General features: G+C 62.0%; 19 protein-coding genes and 1 pseudogene. 13 read left to right on the forward strand and 7 right to left on the reverse strand.

The window, feature by feature from the left end:
- Positions 1-59: 59 nt before the first annotated feature.
- Positions 60-704 carry a glutathione S-transferase family protein gene (locus tag B6S01_RS10170; RefSeq protein WP_037465540.1) on the reverse strand — a complete coding sequence of 215 codons (645 nt, stop codon included), beginning with the start codon at positions 702-704 and terminating at the stop codon, positions 60-62.
- 532 nt (positions 705-1,236) lie between these two features.
- On the opposite strand from B6S01_RS10170, the gene B6S01_RS10175 reads away from it, so the two are divergent.
- Positions 1,237-3,171 (forward strand): ribonucleoside-diphosphate reductase subunit alpha, encoded by a 1,935-nt coding sequence (locus B6S01_RS10175; RefSeq protein WP_051908235.1) that lies wholly within the window; start codon positions 1,237-1,239, stop codon positions 3,169-3,171.
- 63 nt (positions 3,172-3,234) lie between these two features.
- On the opposite strand, the gene B6S01_RS10180 is transcribed toward B6S01_RS10175, so the two are convergent.
- On the reverse strand, positions 3,235-3,489 hold the full coding sequence (locus B6S01_RS10180; protein ID WP_037465597.1) for a DUF2171 domain-containing protein: 255 nt from the start codon (positions 3,487-3,489) through the stop codon (positions 3,235-3,237).
- Positions 3,490-3,576: 87 nt separating this feature from the next.
- Between B6S01_RS10180 and B6S01_RS10185 the strand changes: the two genes are divergently transcribed.
- The 3 genes from B6S01_RS10185 (at position 3,577) to B6S01_RS10195 (ending at position 6,511) form a co-directional block, all read left to right on the forward strand.
- Entirely contained in the window at positions 3,577-4,632 is a 1,056-nt protein-coding gene (locus tag B6S01_RS10185; RefSeq protein ID WP_037465538.1) for a ribonucleotide-diphosphate reductase subunit beta, read from the forward strand.
- A 2-nt stretch (positions 4,633-4,634) separates the two neighbouring features.
- The gene (locus B6S01_RS10190; protein ID WP_037465536.1) at positions 4,635-5,744 is read left to right on the forward strand and encodes a DUF4917 family protein; all 1,110 of its coding nucleotides are present in this window, start codon (positions 4,635-4,637) and stop codon (positions 5,742-5,744) included.
- Between the two features lie 179 nt (positions 5,745-5,923).
- The gene (locus B6S01_RS10195; protein WP_037465533.1) at positions 5,924-6,511 is read left to right on the forward strand and encodes a glycine zipper 2TM domain-containing protein; all 588 of its coding nucleotides are present in this window, start codon (positions 5,924-5,926) and stop codon (positions 6,509-6,511) included.
- 129 nt (positions 6,512-6,640) lie between these two features.
- On the opposite strand, the gene B6S01_RS10200 is transcribed toward B6S01_RS10195, so the two are convergent.
- On the reverse strand, positions 6,641-6,946 hold the full coding sequence (locus B6S01_RS10200; RefSeq protein ID WP_037465530.1) for a hypothetical protein: 306 nt from the start codon (positions 6,944-6,946) through the stop codon (positions 6,641-6,643).
- Positions 6,947-7,082: 136 nt separating this feature from the next.
- Between B6S01_RS10200 and B6S01_RS10205 the strand changes: the two genes are divergently transcribed.
- The 4 genes from B6S01_RS10205 to B6S01_RS10220 are packed head-to-tail and all read left to right on the forward strand — an operon-like array spanning position 7,083 to position 9,017.
- The gene (locus B6S01_RS10205; protein WP_037465528.1) at positions 7,083-7,463 is read left to right on the forward strand and encodes a RidA family protein; all 381 of its coding nucleotides are present in this window, start codon (positions 7,083-7,085) and stop codon (positions 7,461-7,463) included.
- 4 nt (positions 7,464-7,467) lie between these two features.
- Positions 7,468-7,830, forward strand: a complete 363-nt coding sequence (locus tag B6S01_RS10210) for an ArsC family reductase (protein ID WP_037465527.1) — start codon at positions 7,468-7,470, stop codon at positions 7,828-7,830.
- A gap of 52 nt (positions 7,831-7,882) precedes the next feature.
- Positions 7,883-8,308, forward strand: coding sequence for an RrF2 family transcriptional regulator (locus B6S01_RS10215; RefSeq protein ID WP_037465524.1), 426 nt, complete (start codon positions 7,883-7,885; stop codon positions 8,306-8,308).
- A gap of 52 nt (positions 8,309-8,360) precedes the next feature.
- Positions 8,361-9,017, forward strand: coding sequence for an MBL fold metallo-hydrolase (locus B6S01_RS10220; RefSeq protein ID WP_037465522.1), 657 nt, complete (start codon positions 8,361-8,363; stop codon positions 9,015-9,017).
- 5 nt (positions 9,018-9,022) lie between these two features.
- Here B6S01_RS10220 and B6S01_RS10225 read toward each other — a convergent pair.
- Positions 9,023-9,450 (reverse strand): annotated as a pseudogene (locus B6S01_RS10225) (MAPEG family protein).
- Between the two features lie 213 nt (positions 9,451-9,663).
- Here B6S01_RS10225 and rpmF point away from each other — a divergent pair.
- The 5 genes from rpmF (at position 9,664) to B6S01_RS10250 (ending at position 12,765) form a co-directional block, all read left to right on the forward strand.
- Positions 9,664-9,843 (forward strand): 50S ribosomal protein L32, encoded by a 180-nt coding sequence (rpmF, locus tag B6S01_RS10230; protein WP_081570365.1) that lies wholly within the window; start codon positions 9,664-9,666, stop codon positions 9,841-9,843.
- Between the two features lie 65 nt (positions 9,844-9,908).
- Positions 9,909-10,934 carry a phosphate acyltransferase PlsX gene (gene plsX, locus B6S01_RS10235; protein ID WP_037465520.1) on the forward strand — a complete coding sequence of 342 codons (1,026 nt, stop codon included), beginning with the start codon at positions 9,909-9,911 and terminating at the stop codon, positions 10,932-10,934.
- Entirely contained in the window at positions 10,931-11,899 is a 969-nt protein-coding gene (locus B6S01_RS10240; RefSeq protein WP_037465518.1) for a beta-ketoacyl-ACP synthase III, read from the forward strand. The genes plsX and B6S01_RS10240 overlap by 4 nt, the downstream gene beginning before the upstream one ends.
- A 124-nt stretch (positions 11,900-12,023) precedes the next feature.
- A complete protein-coding gene (ihfA, locus tag B6S01_RS10245; RefSeq protein WP_037465517.1) occupies positions 12,024-12,320 on the forward strand; it encodes an integration host factor subunit alpha in 297 nt (98 codons plus the stop codon).
- Between the two features lie 73 nt (positions 12,321-12,393).
- Positions 12,394-12,765: a MerR family transcriptional regulator gene (locus B6S01_RS10250; protein WP_037465595.1), complete on the forward strand. Its 372-nt coding sequence runs from the start codon at positions 12,394-12,396 to the stop codon at positions 12,763-12,765.
- A 3-nt stretch (positions 12,766-12,768) separates the two neighbouring features.
- On the opposite strand, the gene B6S01_RS10255 is transcribed toward B6S01_RS10250, so the two are convergent.
- The 3 genes from B6S01_RS10255 to B6S01_RS10265 are packed head-to-tail and all read right to left on the reverse strand — an operon-like array spanning position 12,769 to position 16,591.
- Entirely contained in the window at positions 12,769-13,290 is a 522-nt protein-coding gene (locus B6S01_RS10255; RefSeq protein WP_037465514.1) for a GNAT family N-acetyltransferase, read from the reverse strand.
- An 11-nt stretch (positions 13,291-13,301) separates the two neighbouring features.
- Positions 13,302-13,844, reverse strand: coding sequence for a SixA phosphatase family protein (locus tag B6S01_RS10260; RefSeq protein ID WP_037465512.1), 543 nt, complete (start codon positions 13,842-13,844; stop codon positions 13,302-13,304).
- A complete protein-coding gene (locus tag B6S01_RS10265; protein ID WP_037465509.1) occupies positions 13,841-16,591 on the reverse strand; it encodes an ATP-dependent DNA helicase in 2,751 nt (916 codons plus the stop codon). The genes B6S01_RS10260 and B6S01_RS10265 overlap by 4 nt, the downstream gene beginning before the upstream one ends.
- Positions 16,592-16,610 lie beyond the last annotated feature (19 nt).

The raw sequence follows: 16,610 nt of genomic DNA on the forward strand, positions 1-16,610 counted from the left end.
GCCCTATGTCCCAATTGTCCCTGACCGCGCGGCTAGTAGGGATTGCGCCAAGAGTCCAGCTATCCGGCGGCAAAGGGGAACATGTGCCACCAGGGTTCCTTCTCTTCCAGCACGCGCGCAAAGCTGGGCCGCGCCTCCAGCCGGTCAAGATAGGCGGCGAGCGTCGGAAAGCCGCCACGCATCGGTTCCACCCTGTCCGCATAGAAAAGGGCAGGGGCAGCCGCGCAGTCGGCCAGGCTGAACATATCCCCCGCTGCCCAGTGCCTTCCTTTCATCCGCTCCTCCAGCAGGGTGTAGGCCTTGCCCAGCATCAGCCGCGCCTCACCCACGCCATAGGGGTCGCGCACATCTTCCGGCCTCAGCCTGTCGGCGACGATCGCCTGCATCGGCGCCATGACATAATTGTCGAACAGCCGGTCCATCAGCCGCACTTCGATCGCGTCGTCCGGGTCGGCGGGAATCGCGCGGAAGGGACCGGGGCAATGCTGGTCCAGATATTCGATGATGACGCTGGTTTCGGCGAGCGTCCGGTCGCGCGCTTCATCCCGCAGCACCGGAAATTTGCCGAGCGGCCATAGCGCCAGCCAGGCTTCGGCGACCCCAGGTTCCTCCATCATCGCACGCTCGAAGGGGACGTCATTCTCATACAGGGCGATCAGCGCCTTCCAGCAATAGGATGACAGCGGATGGTAATAGAGAATCATCGGACGCCTTTCTCCTCTCCCAAGGTTGTTCATGGGGGGCACGGAGGGCGAGAATAGCCCGACTTACCCACATATTCATCCACAGCAGCTTGTGGATAACCGCGCCCTTACCCCCTATCTTTAGTGGAAAGGGACATGCCTGCTGACCTGTCGGAACGCATTTGCGTGGCAAGGGAAATTTATTTTCGTTCGCATATTGTCCCCCTTGCCTTTTACGGGAGCCAGAGAAGTCCGCGCGTCGCTGCGATGCAGTGTGGCGGATTGCCGATGAAGCGAGTCAGGCGCGCGCCCATCGGAGTCTCCATATCGTCATTTACCCCCTTGCAAGCATTTCGGGCTGTGGCACTATCCCTTGTATCAGGTTAACGGGGGTTACCCTACAGATTGTGATTGCACCGGCCGGACCATTTTCCGGAAGGGAGGCGTTTTACCTCATGCGATCCGCTGCAGGCGAACCCCGATGCCGGTCCGGGCAGTCTCAAAACATGAGGCTTGACCGAATCGAACGAAACAGGAACATTCGGGGGCTCGAATGGATTTTCGTGACAGCGAACAGACAGGTGCAAGCGACGTGGCGACGGTGATCGACGAAGTGATTGAAACGGTAGCGGAAAAGAAGACGGCTGCGCCCGCCAAGGAGGCGCCGCGTTCCTCTTCCTCCATCCAGGCGCGCCGGTTCGACGTCGTGACGGATGAAAGCCGCGACGCGTTGCTGACCGAATTCGGCAAGGATACGCTCAAGGACCGCTATCTGCTGCCCGGCGAGAATTACCAGGACCTGTTCGCTCGCGTGGCGGCCGCCTATGCCGACGACCAGGGTCATGCCCAGCGCGTCTATGACTATATATCGCGCCTCTGGTTCATGCCCGCAACGCCCGTGCTGTCGAACGGCGGCACCGGGCGCGGCCTGCCTATCAGCTGCTATCTGAACAGCGTGGACGACAGCCTGGAAGGCATCGTCAACACCTGGAACGAGAATGTCTGGCTCGCCTCGCGCGGCGGCGGCATCGGCACCTATTGGGGCAGCGTGCGCGGCATTGGCGAGCCGGTGGGCCTCAACGGCAAGACCAGCGGCATCATCCCCTTCGTCCGCGTGATGGACAGCCTGACGCTGGCGATCAGTCAGGGCAGCCTGCGCCGCGGTTCGGCCGCCTGCTATCTCGACATCTCCCATCCGGAGATCGAGGAGTTTCTGGAAATCCGCAAGCCCAGCGGCGACTTCAACCGCAAGGCGCTGAACCTGCACCATGGCGTGCTGTTGACCGATGAGTTCATGCGGGCGGTGCACAATGGCGACGAATTTCAGCTGAAATCGCCCAAGGACGGTTCGGTCCGGGGCAAGGTCGACGCGCGCAGCCTGTTCCAGAAGCTGGTGGAAACCCGCCTGGCGACCGGCGAGCCCTATATCGTCTTTTCCGACACCGTGAACAACACGATGCCCAAGCATCACCGTGACCTGGGCCTCAAGGTGTCGACATCCAACCTTTGTTCCGAAATCACTTTGCCGACGGGTCGCGACCATCTCGGCAAGGACCGGACGGCGGTCTGCTGCCTTTCGTCCCTGAATCTGGAAACCTGGGACGAATGGAACAAGGACCCCGTCTTTGTCGAGGACGTCATGCGCTTCCTCGACAATGTGCTGCAGGACTATATCGACCGAGCGCCGGACGAAATGGCGCGGGCCAAATATAGTGCTGAGCGCGAACGGTCAGTGGGCCTGGGGGTGATGGGGTTCCACTCCTTCCTCCAGGCCCGGGGCCTTCCGTTCGAAGGGGCCATGGCCAAGAGCTGGAACCTGCGCATCTTCAAGCATATCAACGAGAAGGTGAACGAAGCCTCCATGCAGCTCGCGGTCGAGCGGGGCCCGTGCCCCGACGCTGCCGACATGGGCGTCATGGAACGGTTCAGCTGCAAGATGGCGATTGCGCCCACCGCGTCGATCAGCATCATCTGCGGCGGCACTTCGGCCTGCATCGAGCCGATCCCGGCCAATATCTACACCCACAAGACGCTGTCCGGCAGCTTCGTGGTGAAGAACCCCTATCTGGAAAAGATCCTGCGCGACAAGTCGAAGGATTCGACCAATGTGTGGAACACGATCCTGGAACGCGGCGGTTCGGTCCAGCATCTCGACTTCCTGAGCCAGGAAGAAAAGGACACGTTCAAGACCAGCTTCGAAATCGACCAGCGCTGGCTGCTCGAACTGGCCGCCGACCGCACGCCTTACATCGACCAGGCGCAGTCGCTGAACCTGTTCATCCCGGCGGACGTCGAAAAATGGGACCTGCTGATGCTCCACTATCGCGCGTGGGAGCTGGGCATCAAGTCGCTCTATTATCTGCGGTCGAAGTCGGTGCAGCGCGCCGGTTTCGCGGGCGGCGTGGAAGCCGACAATACGATCGATGCGCCAAAGTTCGAACTGGCCGGCGGGAGCACCGACTATGACGAATGCCTCGCCTGCCAATGAGCTAATGGGGGGATGGACGCGGCGGCTAACCCTGCCGCGTCCAAACCATTGCCCACAAAAAATTCAGCGTTCGTCCTCTTCTTCTTCGAAAAGGACAGCGTTGGCGCCCGTAGCCGACAGCCTTACGGTGCCATCCTCGTCAACCCCGGCGATCAATCCTTCGCTGATATAATGATGATGTCCCGCATGACTGCCTTCGCCGCTGTCCGCCTTGATCAGCTTGATACGCTTTCCTTCGACATGATCGACAGTGCCCACATGCACGCCATCGGCGCCGATAATATCGGCATGTTCCTTGATGCTGCCCAGATCAACCATCATATTGCTCCTGTGCCGGGAATGACGGGGTCTGAACGCCCCGAACCCGCGCAGGTTGCGCTAACCCATTAATCGCGGAGCCGACCCATGCCCCTTCTGCAAGCCAGCAAGGTCTACAAGCCTTTCGAATATCCCTGGGCCTATGAATATTGGAAGCGCCAGCAGCAGCTCCACTGGCTGCCCGAAGAAGTGCCGCTGGGCGAGGATTGCCGCGATTGGGCGCAGAAGCTGTCGGACCATGAACGCAACCTGCTGACGCAGATCTTCCGCTTCTTCACCCAGGCGGACGTGGAAGTGCAGGATTGCTATCACGAAAAATATGGCCGCGTGTTCAAGCCGACCGAAGTGAAGATGATGCTGACCGCGTTCAGCAACATGGAAACGGTCCATATCGCCGCCTACAGCCATCTGCTCGACACCATCGGCATGCCCGAAAGCGAATATAGCGCGTTCCTCCAGTATAAGGAGATGCGCGACAAGCATGATTATCTGCAGCAGTTCGGCGTCGATACCGATGAGGATATCGCCCGCACGCTCGCCATGTTCGGGGGCTTTACCGAAGGCTTGCAGCTGTTCGCGTCGTTCGCGATGCTGATGAACTTCCCGCGCTTCAACAAGATGAAGGGCATGGGCCAGATCGTCACCTGGTCGGTCCGCGACGAGACGCTGCACTGCGAAGGCATCATCAAGCTGTTCCACGCTTTCTGCGCCGAACGCGGATGCCTGACCCCGGCGGTCAAGGACGACATCATGGACATGTGCCAGAAAACGGTGCGGATCGAGGATGCGTTCGTCGATCTCGTCTTCGAAATGGGCCCGGTGCCCGGCATGACGCCCAAGGACATCAAGAAATATGTCCGCTACATCGCCGACTGGCGGCTGGGGCAGCTGGGCCTGAAACCCATCTACATGATCGACGACCACCCGCTCCCCTGGCTCGCCCCGCTGCTGAACGGCGTGGAGCACGCCAACTTCTTCGAAACCCGCGCGACCGAATATTCAAAGGGCGCAACGCGCGGCCAGTGGAACGAAGTGTGGGACGCGTTCGACCGTCGCAAGAAGCTGAAAAGCGGCGACGCGGCGAATGCGGATGAAGTGGCGGACCCGGATATGTTCAAGGCTGCGGGGATCGCGGCTGAGTAGGCATGGCGCTAAGTGTAATTTCCTTCGACGAGGCATTGCAGAAAACAGAAGGTAGGAAGCGGCATCTTCTTTTGGGGAATGGCTTCAGTATCGCGCTATTTCCAAATAAGTTTCGTTATGGGAGCCTGCTTGATCGCGCTAAGGAGGACGGGGTATTCAATGAGTACCCTGAACTTGTAGAGGCGTTCGAGATTCTTTCGACAACAGACTTCGAAGTGGTGCTCGAAGCGCTTGTGAGAATGACCCGCCTGATCCATTTGTATGTTGATGACATCAATCCTAGATCAAAGCTAGTTCAGCACGTCGAGCGCTTAAAAGAGGCGCTGATTACCGCTGTCGCAGGCAGCCATCCGGCGAGGTTGTCAGAAATACAGTCCCAGCAATTTGATATGTGCCGGAAATTTTTGCTTAATTTCGCTGGCGCTGGCTTGGAAAAGCCGGGATGTATTTACACGCTGAATTATGATCTATTGCTCTATTGGGCTGTGCTGCACGAGCCACAGCCTGAATGGAAGGGGCTCAGTCTAGTACAGCCTCCCAAGGAGTTGCTGCTCAAGCACGACGATGGATTTCGATCACCTGACGACTACCCTGATGCGCCTTACGTAACTTGGGATGTCGATGGTGGCTCTAATAAGCAGAACATCCACTTTATCCATGGTGGCCTGCACATATTTGATGGGGGCTTCGAGCTTCAAAAATATTGCTGGGAACGGTCAGGCGGTGTGCCGCTGATGGACCAAATCAAGGACGCATTGGATGCGGATATATACCCTGTCTTCGTTTCTGAAGGAAACTGCGAATCTAAACTGCAAAAGATTTTGCACAATGGGTACTTGACTAGATCGTTCAAAAGCTTGGCTGGGGTTTGTAATTCTCCAACAAGTTCACTTTTTATTTATGGACATTCTCTGGCGAGCAATGATGATCACATTTTGCGGCTCATTGAAGATGGGCAGATTCGTGAAGTGTATATTAGCATATATGGAAATATCGATGATGAATTTAATAAATATATGGTTGAGCGTGCTACACTATTAAACGCGAGGCGTGACAGATTTCCACTAAATGTTTATTTGTATGATGCTCAAAGCGCGAAAGTTTGGGGATGAACTACTACGTTAAGCGGCACGCACAGCTGGAGTTTACCTGATTCCTTGCTCATGCCGACCGACCCAATCACCACCTGTCCCCCCGCTGAACGCGATGTTTTGTTCCGTTCATGCAACGTCCATGCGCCATCATGTGTTTTAGCTCCACAGCCTGATAATAATGGCAAAGGAGCCAGGTCATGACATTCTCGATCAAGCGGACCATTGCCGCTTTTTCCCTTGGCGCGATGACGCTGACGGGTTTGGCGGCGACGCCGGCTTTCGCCCAGCCCCGTGAATGGCGCGGGGACGCACGTGAATATCGCAAGGATGTGCGGGAAGCGCGGCGCGAGCGTGACAAGGATCGCCGCGAAGCCCGGCGCGAATATCGCAAGGACGTGCGGGAAGCGCGTCGCGATTTCAGGAAGGATCGCCGCGATGACCGTCGCGATGGATGGCGTCGTCCGGGCAGGGTCGTCTATGGCTATGACTGGAACCGCCCGGATCGCCGCTATGGCTCGCGCTATCGGCCCGACCGCTATTATCGCGGCGGCTATGAGCCGATCCGCGTGACCCGGTCTACCCGCATCTATCGCGGCTATGACGACCGCTATTATTGCCGCCGCTCGGACGGGACGACTGGCCTGATCGTCGGCGCGGCGCTTGGCGGGCTGCTCGGTAGCCAGCTCGACCGCGGCTATTCCAACACGGCTGGCATCCTGATCGGTGGCGGCGCGGGCGCGCTGCTGGGCCGTGAGATCGACCGTGGCAGCCTGAACTGCCGCTAATGATGGCATCAAGGCTGGCGCTGCCCGGAACAGGGTTGCGCCAGCCTGATTTTTATCAACTGAGTTACGCTTACCGATAAGGATGGCGCGGTAATCTTTCGCCGTTGAAGCCCGGAAAAACCGGCTCCGCTATTCCTCATTCTCGGTGCGGCCGAGATATTCTTCTTCATCGTCCATCTGGGGCTCGCCAGCGAAGGCGTCATTGTCGATCCGCCCGGACCGGTTCATTTCCTCCATCCGCTCGACCAGGTCGGGGGTGTCGTCGGGAATGATCTGCGCCGGGTTGGGGCGGCCGCCGCGCTCGCTGTCCTCGGACAGGTCGGTGGAGCGGGCGCGCGCATCTTCCGCGACGTCCTGCGCCTGCGTTCCGCTGTCGCGCTGTTCGTCATTTTCCTCGATCTGGTCGGGCAAGCGGTTACTGTCGTCCTGATTCATGGCATGTCTCCTTGCCTGCCCAACCGACCAACCCGGACACCCGTTCCATGACCCGCAAAAGGCGCTGGACAGCGGCAGCGGCAGGGGGCAAGAGCCGCCCGATCCTTTCATCCGCTACTGCTTCCAAGGAACTTCCATGACCCGCAAACTCATTTCCTCGGGTTCGCCTTTCGAGGCGCAGGTCGGCTATTCGCGCGCCGTGGTCCAGGGCGACTGGTGCTTCGTCGCGGGAACGACGGGCACGGACCCGGAAACCAAGGCGATGCCCGAAAGCGTCGTGGATCAGGGCGTCAACGCGCTGAAGGTCATCGGCAAGGCGCTGGAGGATGCGGGCTTTTCCTTCGCGGATGTCGTGCGCGTGACCTATTATATCACCGACCCGGCCTATTGGGACGAACTGGGCAAGGCGACCGCGCCGGTGTTCGGCGACATACGCCCGGCGGCCAGCTGCATCATCACCGGCCTTATCAAGCCGGAGATGAAGATCGAGATCGAAGTCACCGCTTTCAAAGGCTGACCCCATGATTACCATGTACGGCATCAAAAATTGCGACACCATCAAGAAGGCGCGCAATTTCCTGGATAATGAGCGCGTCGCCTACAACTTCCACGACTATAAGGTGTCGGGGGTGGACAAGGCGAAGCTGGAGGATTGGGTGATGGAACATGGTTGGGAAACCATCCTCAACCGATCCGGCACGACCTTCAAGGCGCTGGACGCAGGCGACAAGGCGCATATCGACGCCGAAAAGGCGATCCTGCTGATGACGGCCAACCCATCGATGATCAAGCGGCCGATCCTGGACGTGGGCGGCCAGGCCATCGTGGGTTTCAAGGCAACGACCTATGAAACGGCGCTGGCGAAGGCAAAGACAAAGGCCTGATTTGCCGCGACGGCGGCTTGTCAAATGAGGCGGGTGGGCGAATAACGGGATCATGCTTTCGCAGAAGACCCGTTACGCCATCCGCGCGCTTCAGCATCTTGCCGATCGCTACCGCCAGGGCCCCGTGCCACTGAACGAAATCGCGACGCGGCAGAATATCCCGGCCAAGTTCCTGACGGTCATCCTGTCGGAAATGGCGCGCGAAGGATTGGTGGCGACGCAGCGGGGGCGCGACGGCGGCTATTGGCTGGCGCTGGCGCCGGTCGACATCAGCTATGGCGACATCGTCCGGCTGACGCGCGGGTCGCTGGCCCTGACGCCATGCGCCAGCCGATTCGCGCATGAAACCTGCACCAACTGTTTGCCCGAATCGGAATGCAGGCTGCACCGCGTAATGCTGAGGGTGCGCGACGAAACGGCCAAGGTGCTGGACAGCATCAGCCTGGCCGAACCGCTTGCGATGGAGGAAGCGGGCTAGCCGATAGCGCCTGGCCCTTGCGCCGCGCGCGCCGCTTCGCCACATCGTCGGCATGACCACGCCTCCACTCAAAGCCGCGCTGATTCCCGTTACGCCGTTGCAGCAGAACTGCACCTTATTGTGGTGTACCGCGACCAACCGGGGCGCATTCGTCGATCCCGGCGGCGACCTGCCCCGGCTCAAGGCAGCGGCGCAGCAGCATGGCGTCACCATCGAAAAGATCCTGGTGACCCACGGCCATATCGACCATTGCGGCGAGGCGGGCGTGCTGGCCAGGGAGTTGGGCGTACCGATCGAAGGGCCGCATGAAGCGGATCGATTCTGGATCAGCCGGCTGGAGGAGGATGGCCGCAAATACGGCATCCGGGGCCAGCTGTTTGAACCCGACCGTTGGCTGACCGACGGCGACAAGGTCCATGTGGGCGACCTGGAACTGGACGTCTATCATTGTCCGGGCCACACGCCGGGCCATGTCGTCTTTCACCATGCTCCCAGCAAGCTCGCGATCGTGGGCGATGTGCTGTTCCAGGGTTCAATCGGCCGGACCGACTTTCCCATGGGGAATCACCAGCATTTGATCGACGCGATCACCGGCAAGCTGTGGCCGCTGGGTGGCGATACGGCCTTCGTGCCCGGACATGGGCCGATGAGCAATTTCGCGCATGAGCGCCGCTCCAACCCTTTCGTTGGCGACGCGGTGCTGGGCTGATTCCTTTAGCGGGCGGCCATGGCGGGAGGCGCTGGGACGGCGCGGGTGGCGTGATAGGCGACATAGAGCGCGGTCGCCGCCAGCGCGGCGGTGACTGCCCAGCTGAGCAGCGCGCCGCCTGCACGCCAGACGGTGGGGCGGTCGGCGTCCATGCCAATTCCATGCGCCGCGCGGGCAACGACATAGACGAGTGCGCCAATCCACAGCCAGAGCGGGGAGCCGATCGCCAGTTCGACCAGCGCGAAGAGAATGAGGACGATCGGCGTATATTCGTGAAGTTCGCATGCGCCCTTATCCGCCGCGCCAGCAGCGGATTGCCGCCATCGCCGTGCAATGTCTTGTTGCCCACCCGAATCCGGGCGCAGCGAAAGGCAAGCCACAGGTTGAGCAGCGCGCACGCGGCAGCCAGGGTCAGCGTGATCGGCAACAACATGGATGTCTCCCCCCAAATCCTTTTCTTCACCGGCACAATAGGCGGACGCCATTGCGGGGCAAGGAAGGACTTGCGCGTCCGTCAAAAAAGGCTATAGGCGCAGGGCTTCGCGATCACCCGGGCCGCATGGGTCTGCGGCGCCTGTGGCGTCGGCACCCATCGGATACTGGCCAGTCGCTTAACCAGATCTAATTTATGGAATAAGGTGCCGACATGGCTGTCCCCAAGAGGAAAACTTCCCCGTCCCGCCGCGGTATGCGCCGCAGCCACGATGCGCTGCGCGTCGAAGCATTCCAGGAATGTTCCAACTGCGGTGAACTGAAGCGTCCGCACAATCTGTGCGACGCTTGTGGCCACTATAATGGCCGCGAAGTCGTTGCCGTCGGGGCCTGACGACACACTCTCTCCTGTAAAGGTGTCCTGAAGTGTCCAGCCAACCGCGAATCGCAATCGACGCGATGGGCGGGGATGAAGGCGTGCGCGTGATGATGGCGGGCGTGGCGCTCGCCCGTCACCGTCATGAAGGGCTGCGCTTCACCCTTTTTGGAGACGAGACGCGGATCAAGGCCGCGCTCGATCATCATCCGAATCTGCGCGCCGCTTCCGAAGTGGTGCATGCCAGCGATGTTGTGGCCGCCGGGGACAAGCCAAGCGTCGCCATCCGCAAGAAGGCCAGCTCCATGAGCATGGCCATCGCGGCGGTGAAGGCGGGCGAGGCTGGCGCTGCCGTTTCGTCCGGCAACACCGGCGCCTTGATGGCGATGGCGAAGCTCGCGCTGCGCACCATGCCCGGCGTCGATCGCCCGGCGCTGGCTGCGCTGCTGCCGACGCTTGGCGCGAATGACGTGGTCATGCTGGACCTTGGCGCGAACACGGAATGTGACGCCCGCAATCTGGTGCAGTTCGCGGTCATGGGCGCTGCCTATGCCCGGATCGCGTTCGATCTGGAACGCCCTCGCGTACGGTTGATGAACATCGGCACCGAAGACATGAAGGGCACGGAGGAAATCCGTGACGCTGCCGCCATGTTGCGCGCTGCGACCAACCTGCCGCTGTCCTTTGATGGTTTCACCGAAGGCGACAAGATCGGGCGGGGCGAGGCCGACGTCATCGTCAGTGATGGTTTTTCCGGCAATGTCGCGCTCAAGACCGCGGAAGGTACGGCGCGCTTCGTCACCGATCTGCTGCGCACGGCCTTTACCAGTTCGATCCGGTCGAAGATCGGCTTCCTGATTTCCAAGCCGGCGATGCACCTGCTGAAGCATCATCTGGACCCCAACAATCATAATGGCGCAGTGTTTCTGGGCTTGAATGGTGTGGTGGTTAAGAGCCATGGCAGTGCGAACGACAAGGGTGTGGCCAATGCCGTGCATGTCGCCGCGCGCCTGCTGGAAGAGGATATTACCCGGCGCATCGCTGCCGACATGGCGGGCGTGAGTGCGCTGTCGGCCGTCGCGTCCAAACAGGAGCTTGCCGCCAAGTGATCCGCAGATCGATTCTTCTGGGCACCGGGTCCGCGCTTCCGGTCCGTGCGGTCAGCAACGCTGAACTGGCGCAGACCGTCGATACCAGCGACGAGTGGATCGTCGAGCGCACTGGCATCCGCAACCGGCACATCGCTGGTGACGGTGAAACGACGGCCACCCTGGCGACCGATGCGGCCAGGGCGGCGCTGGACGCTGCGGGCCTGACCGCGCAGGACATCGACCTCATCATCCTGGCGACCGCTACGCCCGACCAGACTTTTCCGGCCAGCGCCACCCTGGTTCAGGCGGCGCTGGGCATCGACGATTGTGTCGCATTCGACGTCGCCGCCGTCTGCTCAGGGTTCCTTTATGCGGTCACCGTCGCGGACAGCATGATCCGTTCGGGCGCGGCAAATCGCGCGCTGGTGATCGGATCGGAGACGTTCAGCCGCATTCTTGATTGGGAAGATCGTACGACCTGCGTGTTGTTCGGCGACGGCGCCGGGGCGATCGTGCTGGGCGGTGAGGAAAGTGCGGACGGCGCGCGAGGCATATTGGCGGCCAAGCTGCACGCCGACGGACGGCATAACCAGCTGCTCTACGTCGATGGCGGCCCCTCAACGACCCAGACCGTCGGCAAGCTGCGCATGAAGGGGCAGGAGGTGTTCCGCCATGCGGTCGTGAACCTTGCCGGAGTCCTGACCGAAGTCATGGCAATGGCCGACCTCAGCACGGCCGATATCGACTGGCTGATCCCGCACCAGGCCAATGCGCGCATCCTGGACGCGACGGCCCGCAAGCTGAAGCTTTCGCCCGATCGCGTGGTCATGACAGTCGATCGTCACGCGAACACTTCCGCCGCATCGGTGCCGTTGGCGCTTGACGTAGCCATTCGCGACGGCCGGGTGCAGGCTGGTGATTTGCTGGTGCTGGAGGCGATGGGCGGGGGCTTTACCTGGGGCGCTTGCGTTCTGCGGGTCTAAACCCTTTCATTTGCGCATAATTTTTTACAGAGTTTTACGAGTCATCTTGCAGAATCACTCGGGTTATCGCAGAATTTACTATTATCGTCCGCATCAACCCGGCGGATGAAGGTGGGGACGTTCGATGACTGGTCATGCTACCCTGACGCGTGCGGATCTCGCGGAAAGCGTAAATCGTCATATTGGCCTCTCACGATCCGAGGCGGCCGCCCTGATCGAATCCATTCTGGAGCATATGACATCTGCTCTGGAACGCGGCGAAAATGTGAAAATCTCGAGCTTTGGTACCTTCGTGCTGCGCGACAAGACACAGCGCATGGGCCGCAATCCCAAGACGGGTGTAGAGGTGCCGATTGAACCGCGCCGGGTTCTGACCTTTCGCGCCAGCCAGACCATGCGGGACCGCGTCGCCGCTTCCTGAAACGATCGCGTCACCTTCTGCGGTCCTTTCCAATGGTTGACCTTTGCGCTTTGATGAGTGCAACATCGCGCCCATGGCAAAGGTAGAGGGCGCATTCCTGACGATAAGCGAACTGTCGGGAGAGCTTGGGCTTCCGCAGCATATCCTGCGCTATTGGGAAACCCGTTTTCCGCAGTTGCGGCCGCTGCAGCGTTCGGGCAACCGCCGCTATTATCGCCCCGCAGATGTGGCGTTGGTGCGGCGGATCAACCATCTGCTGAATGTGGAAGGCTTTACCGTACGCGGTGCGCAAAAGGCGCTGGCCGAGAATGGGGTGGCGGCTGACGCAAGGTCTGGCCCCGATGCTCCCACGCAACCTTCAACAGCGGCAACAGGGACGTCCGGAGCGTTGCTCCATCGCTTGCAGGCCATCCGGGCGACGCTAGCCCGCGCGATCGGTGAATGAAGATCAGAGCGTCCGCGCATATATAAGATCGCGGAACGGAACATCGCCCACCATGAATGTGGTTTCGCCGATTTCCTGAAATCCATGCCGTGCATAGAAGCGGCGCGCGCGGTCATTTTGCGGATAGACGGCGAGCAGCATCCGCTTCGCGCCGCGATGGCGAGCATGATCGGCAAGCAATTCCATCAAGGCGTCGCCCCGGCCGCCGCCTTGCCATGGCCCGAGCAGATAGATCCGCTTGATTTCGACATCATCGCGTTCGTCGGTGAAAATGGGAAGGTCCGGGGGCGTCAGCATCGCATAGCCCACGGGCGCGCCCAGCGGCGTTTCGCCGATCAACAGGTGCTGCGCCGGATCATGAAGCGCGACCCGATAATAGCTTTCCGCATGCGCCACCTGAATGTGGGCGATCAGCGCGGGCCCGGGGTGGTCGTGGGCGAAACTTGCGAGAAAAGTCGCGCCGCCCAAGAGGGAAAGCGCCGGGGCGTCTGACGGAACAGCCCGGCGCCAATGGATCGGCGTCATGACGCCGCCTTTCAGCGGGAACCCGGACCCAAGGCCGGATCAAGGTCGCGCGGACGCGTAAAGCTGACCAGCGTTGCGGTATCCTGCCGGACGTCCGCCCAATGGTCGATGGCCAGATCCATCACGGCGAGGCTGGCGGTCGGGAACTTGACCTCCACATCCTCGCGCAAAGGGCTGGCGCCGTCATCGGGCACCAGTTCCAGGATCAATTCTTCAAGTCCCGGATTATGCCCTGCCATGATGACGTTGTCCGCCCTGTCGGGCAGATCGCGAATGACGTCCATCAGAGTCGCAACGGACGCCAGGTAGATGCGCCGGTCCCAATGGGGCTCCAACGGATTGCCATAGCCATCCAGAAAAGTGTCGAGAGTCTGCACGACCCGCGTGGCGGGAGAGGCGATCAACAGGTCAAACTGCATCTTGCGGTTGCGGGCAAACTGACCGACCAACAGCGCCGCCTTTTCCCCTCGCCGGTTAAGCGGACGGTCGAAGTCGCGCTCGACCGGGTCATCCCAATCGGACTTGGCATGGCGCAACAGGGTCAACCGCTTCATTTTTGCTCCAGGTCGAGGGTGCCGGATTCGACTCCCTGATGCCCTAGCGCCATGCTGTCGCCAAGACCAGCACGGGAATGGGCGCTGACCGCGATGATCGCTTCGTCCAGCGTCATGCGGCGGATTGGCGTGCCTGCCGGAAAGGCGCTCAGCAAGCGGCTGGGCATGGCGGCAGACAGGATGACGAAGCTGCCGCGATCCTCGGCGCGGCGGATAAGGCGGCCGAATGCCTGCGCGAGCCGGGCGCGGATCAGCCGGTCGTCATAGGCTGCGCCGCCTCCGGCCAGGCGGCGTGCGGCGTGCAGCACCGTCGGCTTGGACCATGGCACGCCCTCCATCACCACCAGCCGCAGCGAATGACCCGGCACATCGACGCCGTCGCGCAGGGCGTCGGTGCCGAGCAGCGATGCGCGCGGATCGTCGCGGAAAATGTCGATCAGCGTGCCGGTGTCCATCGGATCGACATGCTGCGCGTAAAGCGGCAGCCCGGCACGTGCCAGGCGATCGGCGATTCGGGCGTGGACGGCGCGCAAACGCCGGATGGCGGTGAACAGGCCGAGCGTGCCGCCGCCCGCTGCCTCGATCAGCCGTCCATAGGCGCCCGACAGCGCGGCTATGTCGCCACGCTTGATGTCGGTCACGATCAGCACTTCGGCGCGGTCGGCATAGTCGAACGGACTGTGCGCCTCAAACTGCTGCGCGCCATGGGGCAGGTGGCTTGCCCCGCTGCGGCTTTCGGCATTGTCCCAATCGCCGCCGCCTTTTAGCGTTGCCGATGTGATGAGCACGCCCTGCGCCGGTTTCAGCACCGTTTCGGCAAGCGGCCGGGTGGGATCGAGCCAGTGGCGATGAATGCCGATATCGAATTCTCGCCCTTCGATCCGGTCAACGGTCATCCAATCGACGAAGTCGGCGTCCGCAGGGCCGCCGATCCGCGCGAGCAGCGCCAGCCAGGCAGCAAGCAGGTCGCGCCGCCAGCCGAGCGAGGCAATCGCCCCTTCGATGCGGGCGCGGGCTGCGCCGTCCAGCCAGTCGGGCGCATCCTCTATCACCGCTTCCAGCCGCTTGGCGAGGCGGGTGAGCGGACGCAACAGGCCATCGAGGGCAAGCGCCGCTTCCTGCGCCGCTTCGACCAGCGGGCCATCCGGTTCGGTCAGTTCCGTTTCCAGCCCGTACCCCGCATCCGCGTCACCCATGTCCGCGGCGCGGGCATAGACGGTGCCCCGCACGGCGGCGAGCAACTCTTCAAGCGGCCCGAACGGTTCGCCCGCGACAATGCGCTTAAGCCATTCATCGGCCGGCAAAGCGCGCGCGGCGTCGGCTGCGGCCCGGATCGCCTCGCCGCCTTCCTCATCATAGCTGGCGAGGTCGGACAGCCGCGCGGCAAGGCCCCGGCGGCGACCGCGCGAATTGCCCTCTGGTCCCATCACCCATCGCCGCAGTTCGATCGCCTCATGCCCGGACAGCGCGACCGAAAAGGTGGAGTCCGCAGCGTCGAAGAGATGATGCCCCTCGTCGAAGATGATGCGTTGCGGCCGCTGGCCCGTTTCGCGCCCCCGCGCGGCGTTGATCATCACCAGCGCGTGATTTGCGATGACGATGTCCGCATCGGCCGACGCGCGAGCGGATCGTTCGATGAAGCATTTGCGATAGTGCGGGCAGCCCGCATAGATGCACTCGCCGCGCCGGTCGGTGAGCGCGGTCGATCCGTTGCGCCGGAACAGCGTCGGCAGCCAGCCGGGCAGGTCGCCGCCGATCATGTCGCCATCCTTGCTGAACGCAGCCCAGCGCGCGACCAGTTGGGCCAGGATAGCGGCTCGCCCGGCAAAGCCGCCTTGCAACGCATCCTCCAGGTTCAGCAGGCAGAGATAATTTTCGCGCCCTTTGCGGACGACTACCCGCCGCGCCGCCACAGCAGGATCGGGAAAGAGGCGCAGGGATTCGCGGTCCAGCTGCCGCTGAAGCGCCTTTGTATAGGTGGATATCCAGACCGTGCCCTGAGCCTCTGACGCCCAGAGGGATGCGGGCGCGAGATAGCCCAGCGTCTTGCCGATGCCCGTGCCCGCTTCGGCAAGCAGCATGTTGGGCTGGTCGCGATGCTTGCGCGGGCGGAAACTTTCTACGGCGGCGGCGGCATAGGCGCGCTGGCCGGGACGGCTTTCCGCGCCGCTGCCGGTCAGATGCACCAGCCGCGCCAACACCGCCTGATCGTTGAGGGAAACGGTGCGCGGGGCCGGTCTGGGCTGAGCTTCCTCCCATTCGGGGAGGCGGGAGAAGAGCCACCGCTCCGCTTGTGCGGGCCGGGCGATGCGCGGGGCGACAAGGGGCGCCCATGGCCAGCGCAGCCGGTGCAGCGACTGGGCCGAGGTCCAGCCACCCTCCCGCTCCAGCCAGTTGGGGGAGCCGAGCGTGTCGAGTAGCGCCGCCGTCGCGCTTTGCAGCAGTTGGGGGATGTCCGCTTCGGTCGCCGGACGTTTCAGCTCCAGCGCTTCGGCCAGCCCCTTCGGCGTCGGCACGAGGAAGCGTGCCGGATGAACGAAGGCCCATAGCTCCAGCAGATCGAGGCCATTGAGGTCAGGATAGCCCAGCCGCTGGCCGGTGAGCGGCGCGTTGAGCAGCAGGGTGGGCGTTTCCGCCGCGCGGGCGATCGCGGCGCCCTTGGCCACCGCCTGCGTCGAGCCGCCTTCGCGCAGCCAGATGCCGCCGTGACTGGCGTGAAGGGCAGGCAGGGCGGCAGGATCAATCACTCGACCGGCTTAGGCGAGC

Origin of the sequence: Sphingobium herbicidovorans (assembly GCF_002080435.1) — a bacterium.
GTDB classification, from domain to species: Bacteria; Pseudomonadota; Alphaproteobacteria; order Sphingomonadales; family Sphingomonadaceae; genus Sphingobium; species Sphingobium herbicidovorans.